Below are 12,605 nucleotides of genomic sequence, written 5' to 3' on the forward strand. Positions count from 1 at the left end.
CGGTTGCCGGCTCGTCCCGCGACACGGAAGCCGCTATTTGACGGCCAGCGCCTCCTCGATCAGCTTGTCGCCGCCTGGAACCTTCGCGGCGAAGTTCTTGTAGGCCGACTGCTTGGCAATCGCGAGCCAGGCATCGTAATCGGCCTTCGACATCTCGACCACCTCGACGCCCGCCTTCTTGAAGGTGTCGATCATCAACTGGTCGCCTTTGCGGACCTCCTCGTTGAAATAGGCCTCTGCCTTCTCGCCGGCGGCAAGAATGGCCTTCTGCTGATCGGCATTCAGCCGGTCGAAGACGCGCTTCGACATCAGAACCGGCTCATACATGAACCACAGCGCGTTTTCTCCCGGTGCCGTCAGGCACTTCACCTGCTCGAACAGCCGATAGGAGACAAAGCTCGCGGATGATGTGTTGGCCGCATCCAGAACGCCGGTCTGCATGCCGGAATAGATTTCTGAAGAGGGCATGGAGGCAATGGAGGCACCGGCGGCAGCCAGCATTTCCTCAAATGCCGGACCGGCGGCACGGATCACCTGACCCTTCATTGTTTCCGGCGTGGTGATGCACCCCTTCTTCGAGGCAAAGGCGCCGGAGAGCCAGGCATCTGCGATGACGATTGCCCCCTGTTTCTCGATGATCCCCTTGATATCCTTCATGAAGGGCGAGTCGTTCAGCCGCGTGGCGCGATCGAAGTTGCCGACCAGGCCCGGCATCAGCGTTGCCGAAAACTCGGGATGACGGCCGGACGCATAGTCGAGCGGAAACGAGGTGATGTCGAGCAGGCCGCGGGTGACGGCATTCCACTGGTCGTTCGGCTTGAACAGCGAGGAGCCGGGGAACACCTGGATGGTGAGGCCGACATTGGCGGCACCGACCTCCCGGGCAATCAACTGCACCATTTCGTCGCGGATGTCTCCCTTGCCGCCGGGAAATTGATGCGAGGCCTTCAGGACGGTATCCGCCTGTGCAATGGATGACGAGATGGCGGTCGCGGCAAGGGCCGCGCCGAACGCAAGAATGCGGGCGTAACGTTTCATGATATTCCTCCCTTTGTTCCGGCCTCCCAACCGGCATGTCGAAATGTGCGCCCATCTTGCGTACGATGTCAATAATCTTGTATACAAAAATGGCCAGGGAATATACGCGGGTTAGTCATGTCCGAAAATGCCTTCTACAAGCTGCGCGATGAGATCGAGAACGGCATCGTGACGGGCGAGTTCGAGCCGGGCGAACGCCTGGATGAAACACAGCTGGCGGCGCGGTTCAGCGTGTCGCGTACGCCGATCCGCGAGGCGCTGATGCAGCTGAGCGCAATCGGCCTCGTCGAGATCCGTCCGCGCCGTGGCGCCTGCGTCATCGACCATCCGCCACAATATGTGTTCGAGATGTTCGAGGTAATGGGCGAACTGGAGGCAATGGCCGGTGCGCTGGCCGCCCGCCGGCACACCGATGCCGACCGGGAAGCACTGTCGAGCTCGCATGAGCGCTGCCTGGCTTCGGCAGCCAGCGGCGATACCGATGCCTACTACTATGACAACGAACTGTTCCACCATGCGATTTACAGCGCCAGCCACAGCGCCTTCCTGAAGGACCAGTGCATCGCCCTGCACCGACGGCTGCGGCCCTACCGGCGCCTGCAGTTGCGGGTGCGCAATCGCATGCAGACCTCGGTCCGGGAGCATGGCGCGATCGTCGATGCCATTCTGGCCGGAGACGCCGAGGAAGCCCGCGCCCTGCTGCGCAGCCATATCGTCGTCCAGGGCGACCGCTTCAGCGATCTGGTGGCGGGAATCCAGTCGATGAAGATGCAGACCAGGGCGCGCTGAGGCCTTTGCGGCAGGCCGGATAATGGCCGCTCATCGCGTCGGATAGTCGCTGAAGGCCAGCGCGAGGAAGATCAGCAGCAAGGTGGAGGCGGCAAGGGCTGATGCGAAACCAGCCGACCATCGTGCTATGGCCCGATTCCGCATAGCCGCCGAGAAACACGAAGAGCCCCGCCACGCCGAGGACGAGCAACAGCACGATGAAGCGCAGGCGCGTGTCTGCCGATGCGGCGAAGATCTGCGCCAAAGCAGCCCCTCGAATCGTGTCCTCTCAGGCGGCGACCGGCAGCGACCGCCAAGGATCCAGGAACGGCTGCAATTGTAGCAGCTGCAGTCCGGCGCGGTGTGCAACGGATGCTTGAGGTGGCGGGCCATCGCGGATAACCTCTGCGCTGCGTCGTGATGGACCGGTCGCATGGGCAGACTGCTGTTGTCGGGGGACGAGGATGAAGAGACGTCTGGCAGCGATGACGCTGATCGCGCTGCTCCCGGCGCTTGCCATGCTGGCCTATAACGAGCTGAGCCTCAGGCAGGAACGGCAGCTTGAGGTGCATGAACAGGCCGTGCGCTTCTCCCGGCAGGTTTCGATGGAGATCGAGGCCATTCTGGAAGGCATCAGGGGACTTCTGATCGCGGCCGCGGCGATCCCGGCCGTTGCGGGGGGTGAGCCGGACGCCTGCGACGTGACGTTGAAGGCCGTTTCGGCGAGACTGGACGCCTTCGTCGGCAATCTGGTGGTGCTGGACCGGAACGGCAGGTTGCTGTGCGACAGCCTCAACTGGCCGACCGGCACCGATTTCTCCGACCGCGATTACGTGCAGCGCGCCCTGGCGACGGACGATATCGTGATCGGCGGCTATACGATCGCCCGCGTGTCGAACCGCGCCGTGCTGCCGGTGGCCCTGCGCCTGAGCCGCGACAAGGAGACGGTGGGCGTGATCATGACAGGGCTGAGGCTCGACTGGCTGCAGCAGCGCCTGTTCCTGCGCGATGTGCCCTCCGGAGGCTCCGTCACGGTCTCGGATCGCGACGGCGTCATCGTCGCCCGCAATCCGTATCCCGAATCCTTTGTGGGAACCGTCATTCCCGAGCGGTATCGCCCGCTCGTCACGGCGGCGTCGCCCGGCTCCATCGAAGTCGTCAGTCAGGATGGGACGGTGCGCATTCTCGGCTATCAGCCCGTCTCGGCCAAGAACCCGCTCTATGTCAGCGCAGGAATTGCACGCGATACGGCCTTCGCGCCCCTCGATGCGGCGGCGCTGACCGGCATCGTCCTGATCTTCGCCGGCTGCCTCGCCGCCTTCCTGGCTGCCATCTATGTCGGCCAGCGCTTCATCGTCGATCCGGTTCATCAGATTGTCAGGACCGTAACGCGCTGGCGCGACGGCGACCTTGGCGCACGCACCGGGATGAGGCCCGAACGCGGAGAACTGGGGCTGGTCGGCGCCTCCGTTGACGGTCTGCTCGACGAGGTCGACCGCCAGCGCCGCATTTCCGCGCAGGCGGAGGAAAAGCGCAGGCTCATGGCGCGGGAACTGTCTCACCGGGTCAAGAACACGCTTTCGGTCATCCAGGCCATCGTGCGGCAGACTTTCCGCGGCCAGAACGAGCAGATCGCTTCTTTTCAGAAGCGGCTGGTGGCGCTGGCCGGCGGCTATGATCTGCTGCTCTCGGAGGATGCGCAGGGCGCCTCGCTGAGCGAACTGATCGAAAGCGTGATGCGGCCGCTGCGCGACCTGGATGACGGTGCAGTCCGCATTTCCGGTCCCGACTGCGTGCTCGATGCGGAACTGGCGGTCGCGCTGTCTCTCATCCTGCACGAACTGGGCACCAATGCCCTGAAATACGGCGCTCTTTCCGTGCCCGAAGGCCATCTTTCCATATGCTGGGAAGTGGAGGATGACCGCTTGAAGCTGACCTGGGCGGAACGGGGCGGGCCGGATGTGGTGGAAAGCCAGCGCGAGGGCTTCGGCTCCCGCCTGATCCGCCTGGCCGTTCCGGCCAGTCACGACCCGCAGATCGTCAACGACCTCGCCCCGCAGGGGTTGACCTTCCGCATCGACGTCCGCCTTTCGCCGCGCAAGGGCGTCTAGCTGGCTTCCCGCCGGGAGGGCGGCGCAAGGCTTGCATACATGCCGCTGGTTCGAAAATCGCTGGGATTGGTTCCGTAGAGACGGCGGAACACCTTGGAGAAATAGTTCGGATCCTCGAAGCCGCAAAGGGCGGCCACTTCCTTGATCGGCATGTCGGCCGTCTTGGTCAGAAGCTTGGCGGCGCGGCGCAGACGCTTCTGCAGCACGAATTCCGCCGGCGGAAGGCCTTCGCTATTGGCGAATATGCGCGAAAAATGGGCGCGACTGAGGCCCGCGACCTCTGCGAGATCCGCAACGCTCAGCCGCTGGTCGAGATTGTTTTCGATATGCGCCAGCACATGCTGCAGCGTCCGGTATTCCTGCGCAAAGGTCGGGTGCGAGCCGAAGACGTCGTCATACAGCACCATGGCCGCCTCGTAGGCGATGGCCGAGGCGGCGCCCGGCGTTTCGCCGCCGGTCATCAGCCGGTGGCAGCAATGGGCCAGATGGTCGATCGTCGCCGGCTGCAGGCGCAGCACCGGGCCGGCGATGGACAGGATCAGGCGATGGATGCGCAGGGCTTCCTCGCCGTTCATCGACATCCAGAAGAAATCCCAGCGGTCACCCTTCTCCAGCCAGTAGCGGTGATTGTGGGGAATGAGCAGCAGCAGCGTCTCCCCCGGCTTCAACTGCATGGTGCGGCTTTCGTAGCGCAGGTTGCCGCGCCCGCCGATGGTGTGCTGCAGCACCGTGAAGGGGGCAAGGCCGCGCTTGCGACCGTCCCAGTCATAGGTCACGTCCGTGCGGATTTCATAGCCGGCGCTGGTCGGCATGGTGTGCAGGGTCTGACGCCCGCGGGGAAGGGAAACTGTGCGCATGGCCGGGCCTTCATCCACGAGATCCTGGAGCACAAAATTACCCATGAAAGCATAATCCTTCTCTGTCACCTCGGGAAAATATACGCATAATCAGTTTCCGAGGAGAAGCCAGAGAAAGAGACGGATCGGAACGTTGAGGCAAAGGCCAGCCTTTGCTGCGGTTTTGCGTGCAAACCTATGCGTTTCCTGCACAGGAATCGCCCGCTTTCGTCATGGCTTGGAATTCGCAAGGAGGATGCGACGGATGAGTTTCAAAATTGCTATCATCGGCGCCGGCAGCGTCGGCTTCACCAAGAAGCTGTTCACCGACATCCTGTGCGTGCCGGAATTTCGGGATGTCGAATTTGCGTTGACCGACATCAGTGAGCACAATCTCGGCATGATCCGCGAGATTCTGGAGTGCATCGTCGAGGCGAACGGCCTGCCGACCCGCGTCACCGCCACCACGGATCGCCGCCGCGCTCTGGAAGGTGCGCGCTACATCATCAGCTGCGTGCGCGTCGGCGGGCTTGAGGCCTATGCGGAGGATATCCGCATTCCGCTGAAATACGGGATCGACCAGTGCGTCGGCGACACGATCTGCGCCGGTGGCATTCTCTACGGCCAGCGCAACATCCCGGTGATCTTGGATTTCTGCAAGGACATCCGCGAGGTGGCTGCACCGGACGCGAAGTTCCTGAACTATGCCAACCCGATGGCGATGAACACCTGGGCTGCCATCGAATATGGCAGGGTCGATGCGATCGGCCTTTGCCACGGCGTGCAGCATGGGGCGGAGCAGATCGCTGAAGTATTGGGTGCCGCCTCGGTGAAGGAACTGGATTACATCTGCTCCGGCATCAACCACCAGACTTGGTTCATCGACCTGAAACTGAATGGCCGCAGGATCGGCAAGGACGAGCTGATTGCCGCCTTCGAGGCGCATCCGGTCTATTCGCAGCAGGAAAAGCTGCGCATCGACGTGCTGAAGCGGTTCGGTTTCTATTCCACCGAAAGCAACGGTCATCTGTCCGAATATCTGCCCTGGTATCGCAAGCGTCCGGACGAGATCACCCGCTGGATCGACATGTCCGACTGGATTCACGGCGAGACGGGCGGCTATCTGCGTCACTCGACGGAAACGCGCAACTGGTTTGAGACGGAATTCCCGCAATTCCTGGAGCAGGCGAAGACGCCGATCGATCCGGCCCGTCGCTCGAACGAACACGCCAGCCACATTCTTGAAGCGCTGGAAACCGGCCGGGTCTATCGCGGCCACTTCAATGTCAGAAATACCGGCGTGATCACCAATCTGCCGGCCGATGCGATCATCGAATCGCCCGGTTTCGTCGACCGCTTCGGCATCAACATGGTGTCGGGCATCACGCTGCCGGAAGCATGCGTCGCCACCTGCATGGCCTCCATCAACGTGCAGCGCATGTCGGTGCATGCGGCCGTCACCGGCGATATCGCTCTCCTGAAGCTTGCCGTGCTGCACGACCCGCTGGTCGGCGCCGTCGCGACGCCCGAGGAGGTCTGGCAGATGGTTGATGAGATGGTGGTCGCCCAGGCGCGCTGGCTGCCGCAATATGCCGATGCGGTTCCCGCCGCGCAGGAGCGTCTTGCGCGGTCTCGGGTGACGACGCGCGACTGGGCCGGGGCGGCGCGCCGCCAGGTGCGATCGATTGAGGAATTGCGGGCCGAGAAGGCCGCGCTGAAGGCGGCCGGCTGAGGAGCGGCCGCCGGAGCAGAGCGGGGACTGCGGAAGGAGGAGTTCCGCAATCCTGTCGATGACGAGGAGCGGCGCGCCCAAGGCGACGCCGAAAGGGAGGAATGGGAAGCATGCAACATCACCGAAAGATCAGCAGGATTGCAGCGCTCAGCCTTGGCGTCTCTGTCTTTGGGCTTCAGGCGCAAGCCTTCGAGACGAGCCCGCCGCCGGAGCCGCCACCGTTTCCGGCGCAGGGCAAGATCACCTATGTGCCGCGTGACTCCATCCTGGAATTCAAGGCCCTGCCGTCCTACAGCGAGCCGGATTGGGTGGTTGAAAAGTTCGAGAAGACCGGCAAGCTGCCGCCGCTGAAGGAGCGCCTGCCGGAAGAACCGCTCGTCTACAAGACCGGCAACATGCCGGATGGCATCGGCGTCTACGGCGATACCATGCGCCACGTCATTGGCGGGCGTCCGGAAGGATGGAACTACATGGCCGGCCAGAATCAGGGCTGGGGCGGCATCGACATCGCGCTTTCCGAATGCCTGACGCGCACGGCACCGCTGTTCCAGGTGGATGCCAAGGATACCGAACCGCTGCCGAACCTTGCCAGGAGCTGGGAGTGGGCCGCCGATGGCCACAAGCTGACCATGCATCTGGTGAAGGGTGCGAAGTGGTCCGATGGCGTTGCCTTCACCGCCGATGACGTGATGTTCTACTGGGAAGACGGCGTTCTCGACCCCAATGTCTCGCCGCTCGGCGGTGGTGCCTCGCCGGAAGCCTTCGGCGAGGGCACGACGCTGCGCAAGGTGGATGACTACACGGTCGAATGGACCTTCAAGGCAGCCTTCCCGAAGCAGTATCTCTACACCATGGCCTATCCGAACTTCTGCCCCGGACCGGCCCATATCCTGAAGCCGCAGCACCCGAAATATTCGAAGAACACCTATAACCAATTCAAGAACGCCTTTCCGCCGGAATACATGAACATGCCGGTGATGGGTGCCTGGGTGCCGGTGGAATACCGCCCGGACGACATCATCGTGATGCGGCGCAACCCCTACTACTGGAAGGTCGACGAGAAGGGCCAGCAGTTGCCCTATCTCAACGAGATGCACTACAAGCTCTCCACCTGGGCGGATCGTGACGTGCAGGCGGTCGCAGGTTCCGGCGATATTTCCAACCTGGAGCAGCCGGAGAACTTCGTTGCCTCGCTGAAGCGTGCCGCCGAACCGAGCGCACCGGCACGCCTCGCCTTCGGCCCGCGCCTGATCGGCTACAGCCTGCTGATGAATTTTTCCGCCAATGGCTGGGGTTCGCCGGACGAACGCGAACAGGCGGTGCGCGAGCTGAACCGCAACCTGGAATTCCGCCAGGCCGTGACGTCCGCCATCGACCGAAAGGCCGTCGGAGACAGTCTGGTCAAGGGACCTTTTACGGCCATCTATCCCGGCGGGCTTTCCTCCGGCACCAGCTTCTATGACCGCGCCTCGACCGTCTACTACCCGTATGATCTGGAAGAAGCCAAGGCGACGCTGAAGAGGATCGGTCTCGTCGATACCGACAATGACGGCTTCGTCAACTTCCCCAAGGGCACGGCAGGCGGCAGGAATGTCGAGATCGTGCTGCTGGTCAACAACAGCTACACGACCGACAAGAGCCTGGCGGAAGGGCTGGTCGGGCATATGGCGAAGCTTGGTATCCGCGTCATCATCAATGCGCTTGATTCCAACCAGCGCGACGACGCCCATTTTGCAGGGCGCTTCGACTGGGCGGTGCGGCGCAACAGCTCGGAACTGGCTTCCGTGGTGCAGAACACCGAGCAACTGGCTCCGGTCGGTCCCCGCACCAGCTGGAACCACCGCGCACCGGAAGGCAAGGCACTCGACATCCTGCCCTTCGAAAAGCAGATGGTCGATCTGGTGACCCGCTTCATCGCTTCGCAGGACAATACCGAACGGGCAGAGCTGATGAAACAGTACCAGAAGCTATACACGCGAAATCTCTACACCGTCGGACTGACGGAATATCCGGGCGCCCTGATCATCAACAAGCGCTTCTCCAACATCCCCCCGGGAACGCCGATCTACATGTTCAACTGGGCTGAAGACGCCATCATGCGCGAGCGGGTCTGGGTCGCTGCCGACAGGCAGGGCAAATACGAACTCTATCCGCAGCAGCTTCCCGGTAAGCCCGGCGAAAGCGGTCCGATCAACTAGCTCCTCCCTGAAAAGCACTCCGGCCGCGTGTGATGCGCGGCCGGGCGGAACGATCGAACGGCCGCGCGACGTGGCCCTCGCAAGGCAGAGAGGATATCATGCTGCGATTTCTCCTGATGCGGATTGCCTCGGCCGTGCCGGTGCTGCTGATCCTGAGCATCGTTACTTTTGCGATCATCCAGGCGCCGCCCGGCGATTATGCCGATTACATCCGCGCGCAGCTTATGAACCAGGGCGGCGCCTCCTTTGAACAGGCCGAAGCCCAGGCGCAGGCCTACCGGGTCGAGCACGGTCTCGATCAGCCGATGGTCGTGCAGTATTTCAACTGGGTCGGCGGTATCGTGACCCGCGGCGATTTCGGCTTCAGCTTCTATTACAACAAGCCGGTGGCGGAGGTCGTGGGCGAACGGTTGCCGCGAACGCTGGCGCTGGCGCTGGTGTGCCACATCCTCGCCTCGCTGCTCGGCATCGCCTTCGGCATCTGGGCAGCGACGCGACAATACTCCTGGGTCGACAATCTTCTGTCCGCCGTCTCCTTCCTCGGCATGACCGTGCCGCGTTTCCTGATGGCGCTGGTCCTGGTCTATCTGATGGTCTTTCATTTCGACGTGTCTGAGATCGGCAGCTTCTTTTCGCCGCAATATGGCGGGGCACCCTGGTCCTGGGCGAAGTTCGCCGACCTCGTGCAGCATGTCTGGCCGGTGGTTGCCATCGCCGTGTTCGGCGGGCTTGCCTATAACATGCGGGTGATGCGCGGCAACCTGCTTGATACGCTGAATGCGCAGTATATCGAGACCGCACGCGCCAAGGGCCTTTCGGAAGGAGCCGTGATCCTGCGCCACGCGGTGCCGAACGCACTGCACCCGCTCGTCATGTATCAGGGCGTGGTGCTGCCCTACATGCTGAGCGGCGAGATCGAGACCGCGATCATCTTCGCCCTGCCGACCGTCGGCCCTGCCATCGTCGGCTCCATGGCGGTGGGCGATGTCTATGTGACGGCAACCTTCATGATGGTGCTCGCGGCAACGCTGGTGGTCGGCAACATCATTGCCGACATGCTGCTGGCGCTGCTCGACCCGCGCGTGCGCGAATCCGGGAGAGCGTGAGATGCTGGCCATGAACGAGATCCAGACTGAAACGGTGGCGGCGACTTCCAGCCGTTCCAGCCAGCCTAATGAAAGCTACGGGGCTCTTGTGTGGCGTCGCTTCCACCGTTCCTTCACCGGCATGATGGGGCTCATCCTTGTCGTTCTTCTGGTGGTTGTGGCGATCTTCGCCGATTTCATCGCACCAATGAGCCCGGTTGCGACGCATGAGAGTTTCTTGCCGCCGCAGGCGATCAGCTTCCGCGACAAGGACGGTGCCTTCACCTGGCGGCCGCGCGTCTATGCAACGGCCGAGACGGGGGAACTGGACCCGGTGACGTTCCAGCCGATTGTCGGGGCCGATCTCGACAATCCGCGGCTGCTGGGCTTCTTCGTGAAGGGGGCGGAATATCGCCTGTTCGGGCTGCTGCCCGCGGATCGCCACTTCTTCGGCTCGACGGATGATGCGCCGGTGCACTTTCTTGGCACAGACAAGTTCGGGCGCGACGTTCTCTCGCGCGCCATTCACGGCTCGCGCATCTCCCTGGCGATTGCGCTCAGCGTGGTTGCCATCGTCACCATTGTAGGCACCAGTGTCGGCCTTATCTCGGGCTATTTCGGCGGTGCGGCCGATGCCTGGATCCAGCGTTTCGTGGAGGTCGTGCTGGCTTTCCCGCAATTGCCCCTCTATCTGGCCCTGACCTCGCTGATTCCGGTCACGGCTCCCACCCATGTGTTCCTCACATTCGTGGTTGTCGTCATGTCGGCGCTGGGCTGGGCGCAGATGTCGCGCGAGGTGCGCGGCAAGACGCTGGCACTCGCCCGCATCGAATATGTGCGGGCTGCGATTGCAGTCGGTGCCACCGACCGGCGCATCATCTTCCAGCACATCCTGCCCAACGTGATGAGCCATGTCATCGTGGCGGTGACGTTGCAGATTCCAAGCGTGATCCTGCTGGAATCCTTCCTCGGTTTCCTGGGCTTTGCCGTGAAGCCGCCGCTGATTTCCTGGGGCCTGATGTTGCAGGATACCGCCACCTATTCGGTGATCGGTTCCTATCCCTGGATTCTGACACCCGTCGCCTTCGTGCTCGTCGCCGTCTTCGCCTTCAATGCTCTGGGCGATGGTCTGCGCGATGCCGTCGATCCCTATTGAGGAATGTCCCATGGTTCATGCACGGCAGAATGGCTTTGCGCCCGAAACCCGCTTCGACCACGCGAAAAGCACCGGAGAGCCGATCCTCGATGCGCGCCATGTGGCGGTCACCTTCAAGGTGGAGCACGGTCAGGTGGAGGCGGTAAAGGATATTTCCTTCCAGCTCTATCGAGGCGAGACGATCGCCATCGTCGGCGAATCCGGCTCCGGCAAGTCTGTCACCGCCCGCACGGTGATGGGCCTGCTGACCAAGCGGGCGAAGGTATCGCCAGATGCGAAAATTGCCTTCAACGGCGAGAACATTCTGAAATTCTCGTCTCGTGCCCGTCGTGCGTTGCGCGGCAACCGCATCTCGATGATCTTTCAGGAGCCGATGAGTTCGCTGAACCCGCTCTACACGATCGGCAGCCAGATCACAGAGGCGATCCGCGTCCATTCGCGCATCGGCAAGGCACAGGCGGAGGCACGCGCGTTGGAGCTTTTGCGCCAGGTGCAGATCCCGGAACCGGAGGCGCGCCTGAAGCAGTATCCGCACCAGCTGTCCGGCGGTCAGCGACAGCGCGTCATGATCGCCATGGCGCTCTCGAACGACCCGGACGTGCTGATCGCCGACGAGCCGACAACCGCGCTCGATGTCACGGTGCAGGCGCAGATCCTGCAGCTGATCCGCGATCTGCAGCAGGCGCGCGGCATGGCAGTTGTACTGATCACCCATGACCTGACCATCGTCCGGAAATTCTCCGACTATGTCTATGTCATGCAGCATGGCGAGATGCGCGAACACAACACGACAACGGAGATTTTCGCCAATCCGCGCCATCCCTACACGAAGACGCTGCTTGCCTCCGAACCGCATGGCAGCGCTGCCCCGCTGCCGGAAAATGCCGTGCCGCTGCTGACCGCGCGCGGCGTGAAGGTGTCCTTCATGATGCGGCATGGCGGATTTTTCAGGCCGGACCTGCGCGAACTGGTGGCTGTCGACAGCCTCGGCCTCACGCTGCGGCGACATGAGACGCTTGGACTGGTCGGCGAATCCGGCTCGGGCAAGACCACTTTCGGCCAGTCCCTGCTGCGCCTCAACGAGCCGGCTGCCGCCGAGATCGAGTTCGACGGCGAGCGGGTCGATGGCCGCACGCGCGCGCAGATGCGGCCGCTGCGCGCGCGCATGCAGATCGTGTTTCAGGATCCGTTCGCCTCGCTCAACCCGCGCATGACGATCGGCCAGATCATCGAGGAGGGACTGGTCGTCAACGGCATCGGCAGAAGCAGGGCCGAACGGCTAGAGCGGGTGCAGGATGCGCTGGAGGCTGCCGGAATGCCGGGCAATATCCTGTCGCGCTTCCCGCATGAGTTTTCCGGCGGCCAGCGCCAGCGCATCGCCATTGCGCGAGCCGTTGCTCTGGAGCCGGAATTCATCCTGCTCGACGAGCCGACCTCGGCTCTGGATCTCTCCGTCCAAGCGCAAATCATCGAGCTCCTACGCAAGCTGCAGGACGAGCGGGGCTTGAGCTACCTCTTCATTTCCCACGACCTCAAGGTGGTGCGGGCGCTCTGCCACCGCGTCATCGTCATGCAGCACGGCCGGATCGTCGAGGAAGGCCCGGTGGCAGACGTGCTGTCCAATCCCAAGACCGACTATACACGGCGGCTCGTGAAAGCCGCCTTCGAGATTGCCTGATCG

Annotated in this window: 9 protein-coding genes; 7 read left to right on the forward strand and 2 right to left on the reverse strand. The window is 62.7% G+C overall.

What is annotated here, in order from left to right:
* Positions 1 to 33: 33 nt before the first annotated feature.
* Positions 34 to 1,038 carry a TRAP transporter substrate-binding protein gene (locus tag KLP42_RS15500; RefSeq protein ID WP_215567656.1) on the reverse strand — a complete coding sequence of 335 codons (1,005 nt, stop codon included), beginning with the start codon at positions 1,036 to 1,038 and terminating at the stop codon, positions 34 to 36.
* Between the two features lie 117 nt (positions 1,039 to 1,155).
* Between KLP42_RS15500 and KLP42_RS15505 the strand changes: the two genes are divergently transcribed.
* Entirely contained in the window at positions 1,156 to 1,827 is a 672-nt protein-coding gene (locus KLP42_RS15505; RefSeq protein ID WP_215567657.1) for a GntR family transcriptional regulator, read from the forward strand.
* A 443-nt stretch (positions 1,828 to 2,270) separates the two neighbouring features.
* Positions 2,271 to 3,917 carry a sensor histidine kinase gene (locus tag KLP42_RS15510; RefSeq protein WP_215567659.1) on the forward strand — a complete coding sequence of 549 codons (1,647 nt, stop codon included), beginning with the start codon at positions 2,271 to 2,273 and terminating at the stop codon, positions 3,915 to 3,917.
* Here the strand turns inward: KLP42_RS15510 and KLP42_RS15515 are convergent.
* Entirely contained in the window at positions 3,914 to 4,819 is a 906-nt protein-coding gene (locus KLP42_RS15515) for an AraC family transcriptional regulator (RefSeq protein WP_215567661.1), read from the reverse strand. The genes KLP42_RS15510 and KLP42_RS15515 overlap by 4 nt on opposite strands.
* 199 nt (positions 4,820 to 5,018) lie before the next feature.
* On the opposite strand from KLP42_RS15515, the gene KLP42_RS15520 reads away from it, so the two are divergent.
* The 5 genes from KLP42_RS15520 (at position 5,019) to KLP42_RS15540 (ending at position 12,602) form a co-directional block, all read left to right on the forward strand.
* Positions 5,019 to 6,485: an alpha-glucosidase/alpha-galactosidase gene (locus KLP42_RS15520; protein WP_215567664.1), complete on the forward strand. Its 1,467-nt coding sequence runs from the start codon at positions 5,019 to 5,021 to the stop codon at positions 6,483 to 6,485.
* A 110-nt stretch (positions 6,486 to 6,595) separates the two neighbouring features.
* Entirely contained in the window at positions 6,596 to 8,683 is a 2,088-nt protein-coding gene (locus KLP42_RS15525; protein WP_215567666.1) for an ABC transporter substrate-binding protein, read from the forward strand.
* A gap of 98 nt (positions 8,684 to 8,781) precedes the next feature.
* Positions 8,782 to 9,789 (forward strand): ABC transporter permease, encoded by a 1,008-nt coding sequence (locus tag KLP42_RS15530; protein WP_215567667.1) that lies wholly within the window; start codon positions 8,782 to 8,784, stop codon positions 9,787 to 9,789.
* A gap of 10 nt (positions 9,790 to 9,799) precedes the next feature.
* A complete protein-coding gene (locus tag KLP42_RS15535) occupies positions 9,800 to 10,924 on the forward strand; it encodes an ABC transporter permease (RefSeq protein ID WP_252193043.1) in 1,125 nt (374 codons plus the stop codon).
* Positions 10,925 to 10,934: 10 nt separating this feature from the next.
* Positions 10,935 to 12,602 (forward strand): ABC transporter ATP-binding protein, encoded by a 1,668-nt coding sequence (locus KLP42_RS15540; RefSeq protein ID WP_215567671.1) that lies wholly within the window; start codon positions 10,935 to 10,937, stop codon positions 12,600 to 12,602.
* The last annotated feature ends 3 nt before the right edge of the window (positions 12,603 to 12,605 follow it).

This window comes from Rhizobium sp. CSW-27 (assembly GCF_018760785.1).
Taxonomy (GTDB): domain Bacteria; phylum Pseudomonadota; class Alphaproteobacteria; order Rhizobiales; family Rhizobiaceae; genus Neorhizobium.